The 18,256-nt window shown below is 33.2% G+C and carries 19 protein-coding genes; 6 read left to right on the forward strand and 13 right to left on the reverse strand.

Features of this window, described 5'->3' with window-relative positions; translation table 11 throughout:
* Nucleotides 1–42 precede the first annotated feature (42 nt).
* The 6 genes from ACFQ0I_RS16955 to ACFQ0I_RS16980 form a co-directional block, all read right to left on the reverse strand.
* Nucleotides 43–1,209, reverse strand: a complete 1,167-nt coding sequence (locus tag ACFQ0I_RS16955) for a sigma-54-dependent transcriptional regulator (protein ID WP_379944178.1) — start codon at nt 1,207–1,209, stop codon at nt 43–45.
* Nucleotides 1,210–1,284: 75 nt separating this feature from the next.
* Nucleotides 1,285–2,118 carry a mechanosensitive ion channel family protein gene (locus ACFQ0I_RS16960; protein ID WP_379944179.1) on the reverse strand — a complete coding sequence of 278 codons (834 nt, stop codon included), beginning with the start codon at nt 2,116–2,118 and terminating at the stop codon, nt 1,285–1,287.
* A gap of 4 nt (nt 2,119–2,122) precedes the next feature.
* Nucleotides 2,123–3,436 (reverse strand): ABC transporter permease, encoded by a 1,314-nt coding sequence (locus tag ACFQ0I_RS16965; RefSeq protein WP_379944180.1) that lies wholly within the window; start codon nt 3,434–3,436, stop codon nt 2,123–2,125.
* Nucleotide 3,437: 1 nt separating this feature from the next.
* Nucleotides 3,438–4,367: an ABC transporter ATP-binding protein gene (locus tag ACFQ0I_RS16970; protein WP_379944181.1), complete on the reverse strand. Its 930-nt coding sequence runs from the start codon at nt 4,365–4,367 to the stop codon at nt 3,438–3,440.
* A 312-nt stretch (nt 4,368–4,679) separates the two neighbouring features.
* Nucleotides 4,680–5,795 (reverse strand): molecular chaperone DnaJ, encoded by a 1,116-nt coding sequence (dnaJ, locus tag ACFQ0I_RS16975; RefSeq protein ID WP_379944182.1) that lies wholly within the window; start codon nt 5,793–5,795, stop codon nt 4,680–4,682.
* A gap of 9 nt (nt 5,796–5,804) precedes the next feature.
* On the reverse strand, nt 5,805–6,353 hold the full coding sequence (locus ACFQ0I_RS16980) for a nucleotide exchange factor GrpE (protein ID WP_379944183.1): 549 nt from the start codon (nt 6,351–6,353) through the stop codon (nt 5,805–5,807).
* A 218-nt stretch (nt 6,354–6,571) separates the two neighbouring features.
* Between ACFQ0I_RS16980 and ACFQ0I_RS16985 the strand changes: the two genes are divergently transcribed.
* On the forward strand, nt 6,572–7,003 hold the full coding sequence (locus ACFQ0I_RS16985; RefSeq protein WP_379944184.1) for a hypothetical protein: 432 nt from the start codon (nt 6,572–6,574) through the stop codon (nt 7,001–7,003).
* Nucleotides 7,004–7,014: 11 nt separating this feature from the next.
* Here ACFQ0I_RS16985 and ACFQ0I_RS16990 read toward each other — a convergent pair whose 3' ends face one another.
* From ACFQ0I_RS16990 to ACFQ0I_RS17000, 3 genes are all read right to left on the reverse strand, one after another.
* Nucleotides 7,015–7,929, reverse strand: coding sequence for a TIGR01777 family oxidoreductase (locus tag ACFQ0I_RS16990; protein WP_379944185.1), 915 nt, complete (start codon nt 7,927–7,929; stop codon nt 7,015–7,017).
* 249 nt (nt 7,930–8,178) lie between these two features.
* Nucleotides 8,179–8,850 carry a tRNA (5-methylaminomethyl-2-thiouridine)(34)-methyltransferase MnmD gene (mnmD, locus tag ACFQ0I_RS16995; protein ID WP_379944186.1) on the reverse strand — a complete coding sequence of 224 codons (672 nt, stop codon included), beginning with the start codon at nt 8,848–8,850 and terminating at the stop codon, nt 8,179–8,181.
* 2 nt (nt 8,851–8,852) lie between these two features.
* Nucleotides 8,853–9,347: a DUF4920 domain-containing protein gene (locus tag ACFQ0I_RS17000; protein WP_379944187.1), complete on the reverse strand. Its 495-nt coding sequence runs from the start codon at nt 9,345–9,347 to the stop codon at nt 8,853–8,855.
* Between the two features lie 95 nt (nt 9,348–9,442).
* On the opposite strand from ACFQ0I_RS17000, the gene ACFQ0I_RS17005 reads away from it, so the two are divergent.
* Entirely contained in the window at nt 9,443–10,507 is a 1,065-nt protein-coding gene (locus ACFQ0I_RS17005; protein ID WP_379944188.1) for a branched-chain amino acid aminotransferase, read from the forward strand.
* Between the two features lie 67 nt (nt 10,508–10,574).
* Here the strand turns inward: ACFQ0I_RS17005 and ACFQ0I_RS17010 are convergent, their stop codons facing one another.
* A complete protein-coding gene (locus ACFQ0I_RS17010; RefSeq protein WP_379944189.1) occupies nt 10,575–10,961 on the reverse strand; it encodes a pyrophosphohydrolase domain-containing protein in 387 nt (128 codons plus the stop codon).
* A gap of 520 nt (nt 10,962–11,481) precedes the next feature.
* Nucleotides 11,482–13,518 (reverse strand): dipeptidyl-peptidase 3 family protein, encoded by a 2,037-nt coding sequence (locus ACFQ0I_RS17015; RefSeq protein ID WP_379944190.1) that lies wholly within the window; start codon nt 13,516–13,518, stop codon nt 11,482–11,484.
* Nucleotides 13,519–13,699: 181 nt separating this feature from the next.
* On the opposite strand from ACFQ0I_RS17015, the gene ACFQ0I_RS17020 reads away from it, so the two are divergent.
* Both ACFQ0I_RS17020 and crcB read left to right on the forward strand, forming a co-directional pair.
* Nucleotides 13,700–14,734, forward strand: a complete 1,035-nt coding sequence (locus tag ACFQ0I_RS17020) for an SRPBCC family protein (protein WP_379944191.1) — start codon at nt 13,700–13,702, stop codon at nt 14,732–14,734.
* Nucleotides 14,735–15,112, forward strand: coding sequence for a fluoride efflux transporter CrcB (crcB, locus tag ACFQ0I_RS17025; protein ID WP_379944192.1), 378 nt, complete (start codon nt 14,735–14,737; stop codon nt 15,110–15,112).
* A gap of 56 nt (nt 15,113–15,168) precedes the next feature.
* Here the strand turns inward: crcB and ACFQ0I_RS17030 are convergent, their stop codons facing one another.
* Nucleotides 15,169–15,774 carry a DUF1684 domain-containing protein gene (locus tag ACFQ0I_RS17030; RefSeq protein WP_379944193.1) on the reverse strand — a complete coding sequence of 202 codons (606 nt, stop codon included), beginning with the start codon at nt 15,772–15,774 and terminating at the stop codon, nt 15,169–15,171.
* Nucleotides 15,775–16,006: 232 nt separating this feature from the next.
* On the opposite strand from ACFQ0I_RS17030, the gene ACFQ0I_RS17035 reads away from it, so the two are divergent.
* A complete protein-coding gene (locus ACFQ0I_RS17035; protein ID WP_379944194.1) occupies nt 16,007–17,206 on the forward strand; it encodes an MDR family MFS transporter in 1,200 nt (399 codons plus the stop codon).
* A 10-nt stretch (nt 17,207–17,216) separates the two neighbouring features.
* Here the strand turns inward: ACFQ0I_RS17035 and ACFQ0I_RS17040 are convergent, their stop codons facing one another.
* The gene (locus tag ACFQ0I_RS17040) at nt 17,217–17,660 is read right to left on the reverse strand and encodes an Lrp/AsnC family transcriptional regulator (protein ID WP_379944195.1); all 444 of its coding nucleotides are present in this window, start codon (nt 17,658–17,660) and stop codon (nt 17,217–17,219) included.
* Nucleotides 17,661–17,784: 124 nt separating this feature from the next.
* Between ACFQ0I_RS17040 and ACFQ0I_RS17045 the strand changes: the two genes are divergently transcribed.
* A complete protein-coding gene (locus ACFQ0I_RS17045) occupies nt 17,785–18,180 on the forward strand; it encodes a hypothetical protein (RefSeq protein WP_379944196.1) in 396 nt (131 codons plus the stop codon).
* Nucleotides 18,181–18,256 lie beyond the last annotated feature (76 nt).

The following is an 18,256-nucleotide window of genomic DNA, read 5'->3' on the forward strand; positions in this document are numbered from 1 at the left end:
AAAAAAAAACGAGTTCTTAAAAGGAACTCGTTTTTTTTTGCTTTATAATTTAGAAGCGAATAATTTCACATCTTGTTCGCTTATTTCTGTTCCACCAAGAATTATTAAGCGTTCTACAACATTGCGTAGTTCTCTAATATTACCGGTCCAATCGTAATCCTGAAGTAATTTAATGGCTTTATCTGAAAACACTTTTTTAGCAGTTCCTTGTTCTCCCGCTATTTTTTCGGCAAAGTAATTCACTAATAAGGGTATGTCTTCGCGTCTTTCATTTAAAGACGGTACTTGTATTAAAATAACTGCCAATCTGTGATATAAATCTTCACGGAAGCGATTTTCTGCTATTTCCTTTTTTAAATCTTTATTGGTAGCGGCAACCACCCGAACATTAACTTTTATATCCTTATCACTACCCACGCGCTGTATGCGGTTTTCTTGCAAAGCCCTAAGCACTTTAGCTTGCGCAGATAAACTCATGTCGCCTATTTCATCTAAAAAAATGGTACCACCATTAGCGGCTTCAAATTTTCCTGCTCTATCCTTTACAGCACTTGTAAATGCGCCTTTAACATGACCAAACAACTCACTTTCAATAAGTTCGCTTGGAATCGCAGCGCAATTTACTTCAATCATGGGCCCGTTAGCACGTTCACTTTTTTGATGTAACCAATGTGCAACCAATTCTTTACCTGTTCCGTTGGGACCAGTAATTAGAACGCGCGCATCAGTCTGAGCCACTTTTTCAATAATATCTTTGATATGAGAAATCGCGTCACTATCGCCTATCATTTCAAAATTCTTACTTACTTTCTTTTTAAGTAATTTGTTTTCAACAACAAGCTCTTTTCTATCTAATGCGTTACGCACGGTGTTTAAAAGTCTGTTTAAATCTGGTGGTTTCGATATGTAATCGAAGGCGCCTAAACGCATGGTGTTAACGGCGGTATCTAAATCGCCGTGACCAGAAATCATAACAATAGGAATTTCGGGTTTTATTTTTTTTGTTGCTTCTAACACTTCAACACCGTCCATTTTCGGCATTTTTATGTCGCAAAAAATTAAATCATAATCGTCGTTTTTTATTTTCTCTATACCTGCTAATCCATCTTCAGCTTCTTCAACTTCATAGGTATCATTTTCTTCTGAAAGGATTTTTACTAGCACTCTTCGAATAGCAGCTTCATCTTCAATTATTAAAATTTTTGGCATATTTTTTTTCTTTTTAAGACCTTTGAAGCTCTTTCTAAACCAGCTTCAGCCTATCAATTAATATTGTTATTGTATTTATTCCTTTGGTTTTGAGATAATATGAATATCGCGCTGCGGAAAAGGAATCGTAATATTATTTTCTCTAAATAATCTATCGATTTCAAACCTGACGTCACTTTTAGGAAATCGGGCATTAAAACTATCATTAATTGTAAATGCCACTCTAAAATTTAAAGAACTATCACCAAAATCTGTGAATAACACATTTGGTTCAGGCTCTTTTAAAATAGTTGGATTGTTAGCCACTGCCTGAAGTAACAACTTTTTAACCAATTGCACATCACTACCGTAAGCGACACCTACTTCTACCGATTCGCGGGTATTTGTACCATTTTGTGTCCAGTTATATAAACTGTTTTCCAAATATAAATGGTTGGGTATAATTAGAATTTTATTATCGGAAGTTACGGCTCTAGTGGTTCTTAATTTAATCATCTCTACTCTACCAACTTTACCTTCTAATTCTATAATATCACCAACATGTACGGTTTGATCTACCAAAATAAAAATACCAGATATAATGTCTTGAAACAATGTTTGCATTGCTAAACCTATACCAATTAACAAGGCTGCAGATGCTGCAAAAATTCCAGTAACATTAACACCTAAGGTGTGGAATGTTATCAGCATGATTAGAAAGTAAATTAACCAGTTACCGTAAGCAAAAATAACTTTGAATTTTCTTTTGTCTACAATGGGCAGGTTTCTGGTTATAAGTTTTCTAATAATAGTTAGCACGATTCTTGCTATTATGAGAACCACGCATAGTATCAAAACATCCATGATACTTATGCTAATATGCTCCGTAATATTATAAGGCTCATTGAGAATTTTTAACAACTCTTTCATTTCTCTAATATTTAATCCATTTAATTAATTCTTTATAACTCGGCTTTTTACCGTACATTAAAATACCAACACGATAAATTTTTGCCGCAAACCAGACGGTAATCATAAACGTAGCAACTAATAACAATAATGATACCAATTGCTGCCAAATAGGAACGCCAAACGGAATACGCATAAGCATGACTACTGGCGAGGTAAAAGGAATATATGAAAACACAACCGAAATTGTACCATGTGGGTCTTCGATAACGGTAAAAATACCAATATAAACAGCCAGAATTAAGGGCATAATCACCGGCATCATAAATTGTTGTGTATCTGTTTCGTTATCTACCGCAGCTCCAATGGCAGCGTATAGCGAACTGTATAACAGGTATCCGCAAATAAAAAATAAAATAAAGGCAACAATAAGATTCATTAACGGTAAATTTATTAATGCTAATCTGAAAGATTCAAAATAAAAATTAAAATCGGTACCCCCGGCAGCCATTTGCGCCATTTCTTGTTGTGGTAGCGAATTATTAGCGAAATTTACTCCTAAAACAAGAGAAACTACCGTCATTAAAAGACCTCCAAAAACCAACCAGATTACAAATTGTGTTATACCAGCTAACGAGGTGCCTATAATTTTACCCAGCATAAGCTGTACGGGTTTTACAGATGAAATAATAATTTCTATAATCCTACTGGTTTTTTCCTCAATAACGCTTCGCATAATCATGTTACCATAAATAATGATGAACATAAAAAGTAAATATCCGGCGGCAATACCAAAACCTAATTTAGCGAAACTATCTATTTTAGAAGTCTCTTGGCCATCAAAACTTTCTTGACCAATATTTATTCGAACTTTTGATGCCTTAATGGTTTCTATATCTAAACCCTGACTTTGTAATTTTAAATTTGTTAGTTTATTGTCGAGTTTATTTTCTAAATCTGAAATTAATGAGAGTGATGGTGAATCTTCCGAATAAAACTTAATATGACCTGAAACCTCATCTATATTTTTAAATTTATCGATATATAATAATCCGGTGGAATTTGTTTCTTTCACTAATCTTTTAGCATCTGTTAACGACATATTATCTAAAAAATTATAGGTCGTTTTATCGCTGCTTTCAAAAATATCGCGTACAAATCCAGAGTCGTCCAAAACATGTATCACACGTACTTTTTCGCTATTTAATTCTGAAAGATAGGCAATAACAGAAATAAGTACAATCATTATAATCGGACTTAAAATAGTCATAACTATAAACGATTTGTTTCTAACTTTCGTTAAATATTCGCGTTTTATTATAAGTGTTAAATGGTTCATTTTACTTACTATTCTTTACAGATTGAATAAAAATATCGTTCACGCTTGGTATTAATTCTACAAAATGAGACACTTCACCTTTTGTAGTTAAATAACTTAACAAATCGTTTGGCTTATCGCCTTCATTAAGTTTAATAGATAATTTTAAGTCGTTATTTAAAGTTTTAAAATTTGCCAACTTAACATCAAACCGTTGTGATAATTGATTTTTTAATTCGTCATTATTGCTTGAGTGAATACCTACCTCAAATGTATTGATTTTGTATTGCCGTTTAACATCAATAAGTTTTCCGTCGAGTATTTTATTCGATTTATGAATTAAAGCAATATCATCGCACAATTCTTCTACTGATTCCATTCGGTGTGTCGAAAAAATTACCGTTGCGCCATCTTCACGCAAACGCAAAATTTCATCTTTTATTAAATTGGCATTGATAGGGTCGAAACCAGAAAAAGGTTCATCAAAAATTAAAAGTTTTGGTTGATGCAAAACGGTAACTACAAATTGTACTTTTTGCGCCATTCCCTTTGATAATTCTTGAATTTTTTTGTTCCACCAATCGCTAATTTCCAAACGATCAAACCAATATTTTAAACGTTCTTTAGCCTCCGTTTTAGTTAAACCTTTTAACTGTGCTAAATACAAAGCCTGTTCTCCTACTTTCATGGTTTTATACAAACCTCGTTCCTCTGGCAAATAGCCAATATCTTTAATATGAAGTGTATTAAGCAATTTACCATCTAAATGCACCGTTCCGGTATCTGGCATGGTAATTTGGTTAATTATACGAATTAAGGTTGTTTTTCCGGCGCCATTTGGACCCAACAACCCAAAAATACTTCCTTTGGGAACCGTTATAGAGACATTGTTAAGGGCTTTAAAGCTTCCGAAATTCTTAGAAACCTGGTTAACTTCTAGTAAGTTACTCATTCTTAGTTTTAATTGACTTGTAGATGGTAAATATATTAAATGTTACGAGACCTACTTAGCATAATAAGCTTAATTTAATAGATTCTAGTTTATTTATTGAAAGATTTAGGCAATGAAAAAACAACTAAAAAACAAAACCCACCCTTAAAAAAGATTAAGGATGGGAAAAAAATTGCTATGAAAAAGAAAAATTATCACTTAAATTAATTAGTGATAGTCAAATATATGTTTTTTTTTCTAAAATCCCATAAAACTAAACAGGAACTTTTCAAAAAACAATACAAAATAAGTGGAAATTTTTCCAGCTTATTTTTAAGAAAACATATCTTTTACTTTTTCAAAAAATGATTTATCGCTACTGTCTGGTTTTGGCTCAAAATGCTCGTCGTTTTGCATGGCTTCAAAAAACTCGCGTTGTTGTTTACTTAAGGTTTTTGGTGTCCATACATTAACATGTACTAACAAATCACCTTTTCCATAGCCATTAATGCTCGGGATTCCTTTTCCACGTAAACGCAATATTTTACCAGACTGTACACCTGCTTCTACTTTAATACGTACTTTACCTGTAACAGTATCTATTTCTTTAGAAGTTCCTAAAACAGCATCTGGGTAACTTACATATAAATCGTAATGTAAATTATCACCTTCACGCTGTAATTTATCGTGGTGTTCTTCTTCAATAACAACAATTATATCTCCAGAAATACCGTGTCCAGGAGCTTCATTTCCTTTACCAGATACTTTTAGCTGCATGCCATCTACCACACCTGCAGGTATTTTAATAGAAACTGTTTCTTCAACAATTTTTAACCCTTGTGCATCGGCATCAGCAGGTTTTTTATCAATAGTTTGTCCCGCACCACCACACACATTACATGGCGATGATGTTTGCATTCTACCTAAAATAGTATTCGCTATACGTGTTACTTGCCCACTACCATGGCAGGTAGTACATGTTTTATACGTAGTTCCAGGAGCCTGTACTTTACGTTTTACTTTAATTTTTTTATCGACACCATTGGCAATCTCTTCTAAAGTTAGTTTTACACGAATGCGTAAATTACTTCCTTTAGCACGACGTTGACCACCGCCACCGCCAAAACCAGAGAAACCGCCAAAACCGCCACCACCAAAAATATCACCAAATTGGCTGAATATGTCTTCCATATTCATGCCGCCGCCGCCAAAACCACCACCATTATCAAAGGCCTGATGCCCATACTGGTCGTAACGCGCTTTTTTATTATCATCACTTAAAACCTCATAAGCTTCGGCCGCTTCTTTAAACTTTGCTTCTGCTTCTTTATTATCTGGGTTTTTATCTGGATGATATTCTATTGCCTTTTTACGGTAAGCTTTTTTAATTTCGGCAGCTGTAGCGTTTTTGCTTATGCCTAATATTTCGTAGTAATCTCTTTTCGCCATAATGTAAATTTATTGTCCGATAACAACTTTAGGAAAACGAATTACTTTATCGCCAAGTTTATATCCTTTTTCGACTATATCTATAATTTTCCCTTTTAAATCGTCTGAAGGAGCCGGAATTTGCGTAATTGCTTCATGATTATCTGCATTAAAGGCATCACCTTTTTCAACAGCAATTACTTTTAATCCTTTTTGCTCGAGAGTCCCAACTAATTTTTGGTAAATTAACAACACGCCTTTACGTAGTGCCTCTGCTTCCTTATCGTCGTTAAAATGACTTAATGCGCGTTCAAAATCGTCTAAAACTGGCAGTAAAGTTTTCATAACATCTTCGCTTGCCGTAGAAAATAACTCGATACGCTCTTTAGAAGTACGTCTTTTGTAATTTTCAAACTCTGCAAATAAGCGCAAAAACTTATCTTTTTCTTGTTTTAATTCCGCCTGAAGCTTCTCCTCAACTGTTTGTTCTTCAACTACTTGATCGTTAGATTCTATAGTTTCTGTTTGTGGAGACTCCACTTGTTCTTTCTCTAAGTCCTTTTTATCTTTTTTACTCATCGTAAATTCAAATTTTTGCAATACTAAAATTAGTTGCAAAAGTACTGCCATTCTTTTTAAAATGTCATAATGTCATTAAAAAATTTTCGATTATTATGATTTTTAAAATAAGATGAAATTTAAATGCAGATTGTTATAATATTTATTAGTTAATTGTTTCAAATCATTTTGAAAATTTGATGTTGAAGCGTACCTTTAAAACTAAGTACTATCATAAAATGAAACATAAAAAATTGATATTACTTTATATTGGGATTACTCTTGCATTACTCGCCATAATTGCTAGGATACTTACTTTTGGATTTTTGTACCCTTTAGGATTAGCTTCAATTGTTGTTTTTGGACCAGTACATACTATATTTTTATATCTTTTTTATAAATATTTTAATCAATTAAATAAGTTCGGAAAAAGAATTGGTTTGGTTGGTATTTTCATATTCCCATTAATCTTTCTTTTTCAATTTGATATTGAAGAGTTTGTAGGATCGAGTTATGTTTACGAAATATATACTGGAGAATTTAAAACCAATTTTGAATATTATGCGTATTACATTTCTATAATAGCTGCCGTAATTTATTCCGCAAATTTTATAGTTTGGGTGATTAAAATAAAAAAGCAAATTTCCTTGAATCGGCAAAACAAGGGGTAATATTACACGATTTATTTTATTTCTTTTAGCAAATCATCTAAAGCAGGTTGCAAATGATGATATTCGAAGTCAAAACCGAGATCTTCAATCTTTTTACAGCAAACACGCTGACTTTCAAATAATAGAATATGCATTTCGCCCAAAACAAGTTTCATAAAAAATTTAGGTATGTTTGGTAAAAAAAGGGGTCTTTCTAGTGTATTGGCAATATTTTTAGTGAGTTCTAGATTCGTTACCGGGTTTGGTGCCACACCATTAAAGACACCTTCTAACTTGTTCTTTAAAACATATAAAAATAGTTGCGCTAAATCTGTTATATGAATCCAGGATTGCCATTGATTACCTGAACCAAATGCGGCACCTACACCTAATTTTATAGGTTTGGCCATTTCTAAAAGTGCACCAGCTTTATTAGACAAAACTAAACCGATACGAATTTTAGAAACCGATATATTTAATTTAGAAAATTGGTCTACTTCGTGTTCCCAGCTCTTTACAACACTGCCTAAAAATGAAGTGGACACTTCTTTATTAGTTTCGTCGTAATAATTAATTAATGAATCTGGATAGATGCCAATAGCACTCGCCGATATTACATGCTTTACCTTATGCGTAATATTTTCTAAACTAATGATTAATAATTGAGTCGTTTTTTTTCTGCTTTCTAAAATTTCCTTCTTGTAAGCTCGCGTCCATCTTTTTGAAACGCTTGCTCCAGCTAAATGAATAATAGCATCGACATCTTTAAAACAATTACTGTCTATTTCGTTTTTATTTGGATTCCAATAAAAGCCTTTTGTTTTTTCAGACTGATTTATTTTAGATTTACTTGTAGTTAAATAATTTACTTCAATTTCCTGTTCGTTACAATGTTTTATAATTTCCTGCCCGATGAGTCCTGTCGCCCCTGTTATTAAAACTCGCATAATCAATTTTTATATAAAGTTACAAAATCAAAACACCTTGTACCATGTTTTTGTATTAGCTTTAACACAATAGGTGTTAGGTATTGGTTGCTGGGTATTAGGTGATAATTGATAATTGATAATTGATAATTGATAATTGATAATTGATAATTGATAATGTAAAATTNTTCTCAGCAATGATACTAAGACACTAAACAAAAAACACTTTATCTAAGAATAAATACTGCCTACTGCTACTGAAAACTGAGACTATTTTGTGGCTCTAAGCATTTCGCGTTTTCCTGGAGGCCCCGGAAGTTTCTCTACCTGAAAACCAACTGCTTGCATAGCACGACGTACGCTACCCTTCGCGGCGTAAGTTACTAACACACCGCCATCAATTAATGCATCAAACATTTTTTGAAAGATCTTCTCTGTCCATAACTCCGGTTGAACCCGAGCACCAAAAGCATCAAAATAAATGAGATTATACAATGCTTTATCATTTATTTCTGAAAAAAATCTGTTTTGCTTTGTAAGTGAAAAGTAATTGGATATTTCGTGAGATTCATTCCAGCCAACTGCATGAAGTTTTTTAAAAAATTCTTCATCTTTACTGGCCTGTAATTGTTTTGGGTAATTAAGTTGTTCTATTTCATCCTTAGCAACTGGGTAAGCTTCTACCCCAAAATAATCAATAGACAGTTTCAGCTTGTCTGCTTCTAATAAGCTTATAAAGGCATTTAAACCTGTACCAAATCCTATTTCTAAAATTGCTATTTTTTTAGTGTTACCCAAATCGTAAACATGCTGTAAACCATGTTTTATAAATACATGATAAGCTTCCTGAATAGCACCATGTTTAGAATGGTATTGCTCATCCCATTCGGGTAAGTGAATGGTAGACGAACCATCACCCGTTATAACTACTTCTCTTTTCAAATTTATTGTTTCAATAAAACGCCATCGGCTTCAAATGAAAACGTTTTTTTAGGCGCATTAATAGCCGCAATTTCTTCGGCCGATTTACCAGCATCTTCGGCATAATGACGCAATTCATCAACCGAAACCTCATTTACATAAGCCTTTCCATTTACTATAACTTCTTTTCCAGCAATATCTTTAGGCATAAAAAACCCGTAATCCTTAAATTTTACCATCACCTCGTTACCGCCATCTAAATTTAAAGTCATCCAACAACCTTTTGATTGACATACACTTAAAACCTTCGCCGTCATTTTAGAGTTAATACTATCTCCAACTTTCATCGACTCGTAATGTGATGCCATAAAAGACGCGGTGGTAACATTGTCTGGTGCAATTTCCTTTCCAAAGGACTTATAACCATTTGCATCATCTAACTTAGTTTGAGCACCTAAATTATCTATGCCAAAGCCTGAAAAATAAGCACAAAGGGCAATAACTATTATCTTCTTCATTCTGTGAATATTTAATTTTTAACTGAATTGTTGTAAATATACTCCTTTTTTAACAACGTTTTTACTTAAATTTGCATGACAAAATACCGAGATTTATGAACGCAATAATCAATGACATAGAGATTATTAAAGCGAAAACTACTAAAATTAATGAAGTAGATTTTGATAATTTAAAATTTGGTCAGGTTTTTTCAGACCATATGCTGGAGTGTAATTATAAAAACGGCGCTTGGGAAGTGCCAAAAGTAGTACCATACCACGCTATTACTTTAGATCCATCGGCGAAAATTTTTCACTATGGGCAATCTGTTTTTGAAGGCATGAAAGCTTATAAAGATGCTAATAACGAGGTCTGGTTATTTCGTCCGTTAGAAAATTTTAAGCGATTAAATATTTCGTCTAAACGATTAGCAATTCCTGAGTTACCAGAAGCCTATTTTATGGACGGGTTAAAGGCGCTTTTAGAAGTTGATAAAGACTGGATTCCAAACAAAGAAGGTTCTTCTTTATACATTCGTCCGTTTGTATTTGCTACCGGAAAAGGGTTCCACGCATCTCCTGCTGATGAGTATAAATTTATTATTTCTACCGCACCGTCTGGCGCTTATTTTGCTGGAAAAGTAAAAGTATTGATTGAACAAACTTATTCACGTTCTGCTAATGGTGGTGTTGGTTATGCTAAAGCTGGCGGTAATTATGCAGGACAATTTTACCCAACACAATTAGCTGTTGAAAAAGGTTACCAACAAGTCATCTGGACCGATGATACTAACCACGAGTATATCGAGGAAGCAGGCGCCATGAATATTTTTATAAGAATAAATGATACGCTAATTACTGGCCCTACCAGCGATAGAATATTAGATGGTATAACCCGTAAAAGTATAATTGACTTAGCTAAATCTGAAAATATTCCTGTTGAAGTTAGAAAAATTTCTGTAAAAGAAGTTGTTGAAGCTGCTAAAAACGGAAGCTTAAAAGAAATGTTTGGTGCTGGTACAGCAGCTGTTATTTCGCCAATTGATGGCTTTGGATATCAAGGTACAGATTATGATTTGCCTAAATTAGACAAAACTTACGCAGAATATTTAAAAAAACGCATCACAGATATTCAGACTAACAAATCTGAAGATCCATTTGGATGGCGATATAAAGTTTAAACGTGCCGCTTCGCAAAAAGAAGCAAACTCAAATAATAAAAAAGAGAAGCCAATTGGCTTCTCTTTTTTATTTATCGAGTATCGATTTAATATCTGGTTGAAAATAATTGGGACCTTTTAGCACCTTGCCATCTTCTCTAAAAATAGGATTACCATCTTCACCCAATTTGCTCATATTACTTCGCTGTATTTCGTCAAAAACCTCCTCTATTTTGTGTTGCATACCATGTTCTATAATGGTACCACATAAAATATAAAGCATATCGCCCAAGGCATCGGCAACTTCTACCAAATCATTATTATTTGCGGCATCCAGATACTCTTCGTTCTCTTCGCGCATTAATTTATAACGCAACATATTTTTAGCTAATCCTAAATCTGCTTGCGGCGTTTCTCTTAGTCCTAATTTAAAGGCCGAATGAAATGCTTTAACTGCTTCTATTTTATTTTTCATAATATCTGGAGTTGTTATTCCCACGAATATGGAAATCTCATTTTATTAGTTAAATTTGCGTAAAAATAAATAATTATATGTTTAGTAACGGTCAAATCATTTTTGGAGTAGTATTTTTTATTGTCTTCGCTATTATTATAGGATTTACTTATCGAAAAGATTTAAAACTACACAAACGCTTTTATGCCGGAAGCATTTGGGTACTCATTGCCTTTATTACCTTTATTTTATTTATTGCCGCTATTAAATTTTTATTTAAGTAACGAGCTGCTTTAAAAAAACAACAATCACAGACTGGGAAAAACTAGTTGGTTCTTGTTTTATAAATAGACGTAGAATTTAACGCAACCTTTTTTAAATTTCTGCATCTAGTTAATAACTAGCTAAAAATCAACAAATGAAAATTCTAATTATCATTAGCGTGCTTATTGTAATTAATTTAATCCTTCTTGTGTTTAGTGTAAATAAAAAAACAGAACCCTAAATAAGATTCTGTTTTTAAATTAACACCAATAATTAATTAGTTTACCTCAGGTAAAAAATTGTATTTTTTACTGTAATCCATCATTTGCTCTGCAAATGTTTTAGGTTGTTTAATATTAATTTCAATAATTTCTCCGGCGTCATTGGTTTTAGCCTCTAATACTGGATTTACAAAACCAGAATATGGAGCCGATTTAAACTGCTTGTTACGCTCTAAGATTTCGGCATGTAGTTTTTGGTCTACTTTTACACCATAACCTTCTACCAAAGCTTCAACTGCTTTATAATCGCCTTCAGATTTTATACGCTGTGTTTCGCGTAATAATTCACCGAATAACTGATGTAGTTTAGCATAATCTGTAATATTAAAATAGGTTTTGCCATCACGGGTTACTTTTTCAATCACCTTATCTTTAGCACCTTTTTCAAAAACCCAAGCAGATACCCATTGTCTGTTTCTCATGTGCGCTTCTTCAACATCATCACCTAAATTTAATCTTATAAGCTGCGTCATTAAACCGTTTCGAATATATCCATCGTAAGCTGCCATTCCTGTTTTTTTCCAGTCTTCAACCAAACCTAATTCTTGAATTTTACTATCGTACAGATAATATAATGCCACTAAATCGGCACGACCTTCTTCTAAAGTTGAGGCATAATTTTTAAGTGTTTCTTTGGTTTCACCAACACCTGGGTTTAATTGACCAGATGCGTGACCAACAACTTCGTGTAAAGCGGTATGTAATTTATCGGCTAATTGCCCATAAGTTTCTTGTAATTCTAGTTCTTCTTTATCATGTACAAATTCCTTTAATCGTTCAGAACCACCGGCATTATTATATGCCTCAACAATATTACCTAATGATACCGATTTACTACCTACCGCTGCACGAATCCAGTTAGCGTTAGGTAAATTAACTCCAATAGGGGTACTTGGTGATGCATCGCCAGCTTCTCCAGCCACATTCACCGTTTTATACGAAACTCCTACCACATTTTTCTTTTTATGAGCATCCATTAAAGGCGAATTATCTTCGAACCACTGGGCATTGTCAGAGAGTACTGCCATTTTTTTAGACATGTCGAAATCCTTTATTTGAACAATAGTTTCGTAAGAACCTCTATAGCCTAATGGGTCGTTGTAAACTTCAATAAAACTATTAATGTAATCTATATTGCCTTCTGTGGCTTGAGTCCATGCTACATTATAATCGTCCCAAGTTTGTAAATCTCCCGATTTATAATAACTTATTAGTAATCCTAAGGCATTTGCTTGTTTGTCGTTTTCGGCAACGCCTTTAGCTAATTCTAACCATTTTACAATTTCATCGATGGCCGAACCATATAATCCGCCAGATTTATAAACACGTTCTTTTAAATCGCCATTCTCTTTAACAAGTTGCGAATTCAATCCAAAAGACAATGGTTTTAAAGGATCTGGTGATTTTTTTTGGGCATAAAATTTCTGAACATCAGCATTTGTAACACCTGGTCCATAAAAATTAACAGCCGAAAGCGCTACGTTATCAACCCCTTTGGCCTGATTTACTTTTTTAGAATCCACTTCGTTAAAAATAACATTGAATGCTTCCTCTTCTAAAACCGTATTCGTTTCAGTTAAAAGTAGCTTTAAATAACCAGGAGAAAATTCAGGTTTCAATTTATCATTAGAATAATGATGATGAATTCCATTACTAAACCAAACACGTTTTAAATAGGTTTCAAAAGCATTCCAATCTGCTGTATTTTTATCGCCATTAAATTGTGTATAAATACTTTCTAATGCTTTTCTAATTTTAAGATTGTGCTTATAGTTTTGATCCCAAATAATGTCTCGCCCAGATAAACCAGCCTGGGTTAAATAATAAACTAATTTTTGTTCTTTTAGCGTTAAATTCTCCCAACCCGGAATTTGATAACGCAGTATTTTAACATCAGCAAATTGCTCGACATTATATTCAAAAGGAGTTTGCTCAACTTTTAAATCGCTTTGATTTTCTTTTGCTTTATCATTTCCGCAAGAAAACAATAGTGTACCAGTAAGTACTAAACTTAATAATAACTTGAATTTCATTTGAATAACATTTAATTATCTATTAAAAAAGTGCCAATTAACCCCGCTTTATTATTGAATATTTTTTAATAAGCAATTTTAATTGTTGAATTTTTATTTTTTGGCTTACAAATATAATAATTTATTAACGATAATTTTTATTTGATTATCTTTGATATATAATTCTCCCTAAAAAAATATAATGAAAGCTTTTAAGTACATTTCCTTCTTATTATTAATCGTCATTATTGGAACTTCCATTTACATAGCGGTACAACCAAATACGTTTGAAGTTAGCAGAACCAGAACCATTAATGCGCCTGCAGCAGTTATTTATAACAATGTGATTGATTTTAAAAACTGGCAAGACTGGTCGTCGTGGGTTGAAGCCGATAAGGACATGAAAATTACACTACCCAATTTAACTAGCGGCATTAATGGCTCGTATTCTTGGGAAGACAACGATGGCACTGGTACGATGAAAACAGTCGCTACGGAATCAAACACTTCAATAAAACAAATCATGCAATTTGCTGATTATCCTGAATCTGAAATCCTATGGACGTTTAAAGCTAACACTAACGGAAGCACCGATGTAACCTGGTCTATTTCTGGTAAAGATTTGCCTTTTGGCTTTAAAGCATATTCTATTTTTAGTGGTGGTATGGAAAAACAAATCGCTCCGCATTACGAACGTAGTCTTGAAAGATTAGATAGCGTGGTAGTTGCTGGCATGAAAAAATATAGCATTATAGTAAAAGGCGTTACCAACCGCAGTGGTGGCTATTATTTATATAAAACAGCCTCTAGCAAAATTGATGAAATAGGAAACAAAATTCCACAAATGATATCTCAAGTTGTTACCTATGCTACCAAAAACCATATTGAACAAGCCGGCGTTCCGTTTGTAAATTATATTAAATGGGATCTTGAAAACAATGCTGCTATTTTTTCATGTTGTGTACCAACCGCAGAACGTGTAATTACTGCAGATGATGCCGATATCATGACGGGGGAATTACCGAGTTTTAAAGCCATTAAAACGACTTTAAAAGGAAATTACAGCAACTTGAAGGAAGCTTGGGATTCGACTATGAAATATATTCCACAAAACGGATTTGAATTTACAGAAAATGGACCTATGATAGAAGCCTACCTAACAGATCCAATGAACACGCCGAACCCTGCTGATTGGGTTACCGAAATATATGTTGCTATTAAAGACACATTAAAATAAATGAAGCATTTTTTATTGGTTTTTATAGGTGGTGGATTTGGTAGTGCGCTACGTTATATAATTGGGAAATACTTAAATGATGTAGAAAACGGAATACCCTACGGTACCTTCACTGTAAATGTACTAGGAAGTTTATTAATAGGTTTAATTTTGGGTTTAGCCATGAAAAGTACTGCGATTACTCAAAATCAGTTATTACTATTAGCCAGTGGGTTTTGCGGTGGTTTTACAACGTTTTCTACGTTTGCTTACGAAAACCATTTGTTTTTAAAATCGGGCGACTTTACAAGTTTTGCACTTTATACCATAGCCAGTTTTGTCTTGGGCTTTTTGGCGGTCTTTTTTGGTATGTATCTAGCGAGAATAATCGAATTTTAAGTTATTGTATTTAAGGAAGAAATTCCATCAACCAACAACCAACAACTATAAAAAAATCAGTGCTTATCAAAGGCTTTCACCCCTGCTTCTACTCTTAACTTTAAATAATTTTCTCTGGGCACGATAGGGCAGGAATATTTATCATTGTAAGCACAATATGGGTTGTAAGCCTGATTAAAGTCTATAACCATGGTATTTCCTTTCGGAATTCTGGCGTCCAAATAGCGCCCGCCACCGTAACTTTCTATGCCATTAGTTTCGTCTAAAAAAGGCAGAAATAAATAATCTTCATAACCTTCAGAATCTACTAAACCAGTATTTTGATAAATATTTAGTTTATGTGCTTTCCCTTTTAATTCAAACGAAAGCTCTCCATATTTTACATAAATAGGACGTCGCTCGGTAGAGGTTTTCATTTCAAATGGTTTTTCATTAGGAAAGCGTTCAAACTTCGCGGTAACGATATATGCCGAATCGAACTTAAAAAACTCTAATCCATTAAAATCTTTTCTATCAACATCTTTTAACGGCGAGGTTGAGGCATCCTTATAATACGCATTTAATTCGCGCTGAAAATCTGTTTCTCCTCTCAAGGGTTGCTTTTTCTGTGCACAACCTGTAAAACAAGAAATTGCCACTAGAAGTGTTATAAAAATCTTCATTTAAAATGTTTTAGAAATCAAAAATACAACTTACAAATATTTTCTCTAAGTTTGTATCTCATAAAAAACTAATTATGCGTAATATCGTCACCTGTTATAAAATGAAATCGACCTCTTGGAAAAGAAGTAGTTGGACTTATTATTTATTGTGGTGATATAATTAAAATATATTTCAATATGTAAAAGTCTGACTTCTAAGTCAGGCTTTTTATTTTTATACACATTAGAACTTATGATTACATTATTTAACAAATACATAAATACGTTTAAAGGCTTATCGAAAGAGATATGGTGGCTTGCCTTAATCACCTTAATCAATCGTGCTGGCACGATGGTTATCCCCTTTTTGTCGTTATACTTAAGAGAAGATTTACATTTTACCGTTAGTAATGTGGGTTGGGTAATGAGTGCATTTGGTTTGGGAAGTGTGGCTGGTTCTTGGCTAGGTGGCAAACTAACCGATAAAATGGGCTACTACAAGGTGATGGTAGGAAGTTTATTTGCTACTGGTATTTTATTTATTGCTTTACAGTTTTTACATTCGTTTGCTGCCATATGCGTTGGTATTTTTATAGTAATGCTGGTAGCAGATTCGTTTAGACCTGCCATGTTTGTTGCCTTAAATGCGTATAGTAAACCTGAAAACAAAATACGCTCTTTAACCTTAATTCGTTTGGCCATAAACTTAGGCTTTTCGGCAGGACCCGCTATTGGAGGACTTATAATTACAGGCCTAAGCTATTCTGGATTGTTTTGGGTGGATGGCATAACCTGTATTATTGCGACTTTAGTTTTAATTAAAGTGCTGCATCCTAAAAAAGCCAAAATATCGGATAGCCATAGTGTAGAAAATCCTATTTCGGCATACGGCGACAAAACGTTTTTGTTATTCTTAGTGGCTATGGCGTTGTTTGGTATTGTATTTCTACAATATTTCTCTACAATTACAATTTATTACAAAGATATTCATGCTCTTAGCGAATCTCAAATTGGACTAATTTTAGGATTAAACGGATTTCTTATTTTTATTTTTGAAATGCCTCTGATAAAATGGTTAGAAAATACCCGATTTACAAAACTAGGCCTTATGGCTTTTGGTGCTTGTTTAACTGGTTTAAGTTTACTTATTTTAAACTTTACATCATGGTCGGGTGTTTTAATAATTGGTATGATTTTAATGACCATTGGAGAAATGATTGCATTCCCATTCTCTAATGCTTTTGCAGTAAGTAGAGCAAGCAAAGGAAATCAAGGTGAGTATATGGCATTATATTCCATGTCGTTTTCGATAGCACATATTTTTGGGCATAATGCTGGGTTACAAATGACGGCATCATTTGGTTTTGATAATACGTGGTATATTGTTTCTGGCATTGCAGCCACTTGCGCTTTAATTTTATATGGATTAAATCGAAAATTAAATACGCCTTAAGAACATTATTTTATTTTACAGGTTTAACCTCTTTATAGCGGATTACGTGAGACAACACTATTTGTGTTTTCGTTTCACCATACACAATAAGTTGATCTATAAAGGATTCTAAGTGCTTTTGATTTTTTAAAAGCACTTCCATAACAATATTTTCGTTGCCTGTAATACGATAGCAATTTAAGACTTCATCATAGGTTTTTACTTTCTCTAAAAATGGTTTTAGCTTTCCAATAAACGCATGTAATGTAATGATGGCTTTCAGTTGATATCCCATATCTAAAGGAGATACTACCGTTTTATATCCAATGATAATTCCAGCGTCTTCCATTTTTTTAATACGTTCAGAAACCGCTGGCGAACTAACACCTACTTGTCTCCCTATTTCAGCATTAGACTGTCTAGCGTTTTCTTGCAAACACTTCAATATCTTCCAGTTAAGCGTATCTAAATTCATTTTTAAAATATTTTAACTATAAAAAATTAATTATTAAAGTAAATATACACTTTTACTTTAATAATTAAAGTAGATTGTTGATTCTTGTGAGTAATTTTGAAAGAATTGCTATGATAAAAATAAAATGTTAACGAATATCCCATCAAACCTATCGGAATTACCGATTTACAAAAAGGCGATAGAGATTTTTGCTTTATCGCAAAACATCTCCATGTATTTAAGACATGATTTATCTGCTTTAAAAAGTGACGGAACTGAAGATGCTAATATTTATTTTTCTGGAGATATTGTACAACAATCCGTTTCATTAGCTCCTGAAATAGTAAAAGCAGAATTAGAACGATTTTCTGATAAAAAACATAAACATATTGCCTCTTTAAAACGACTGACTAATAAGCTTTATAAAAACTCCTATCGTCTGGAACGCTCTAATAGTAACGGAAAAGATTTTTTACCTATTTTACGAAGTGAGTTAAAAAAGTTTAAAAAAATGCAACATCACTGGATGTTAACTTTATAACTTTAAACAACTTAATTTGTGACGTCCTGAAATAGTGATACAGAATTAATAATTTAAAGGTAGTGATTTTATGTCA

This window comes from Mariniflexile aquimaris, assembly GCF_042676825.1.
In the GTDB taxonomy this organism is placed as follows: Bacteria; Bacteroidota; Bacteroidia; order Flavobacteriales; family Flavobacteriaceae; genus Mariniflexile; species Mariniflexile aquimaris.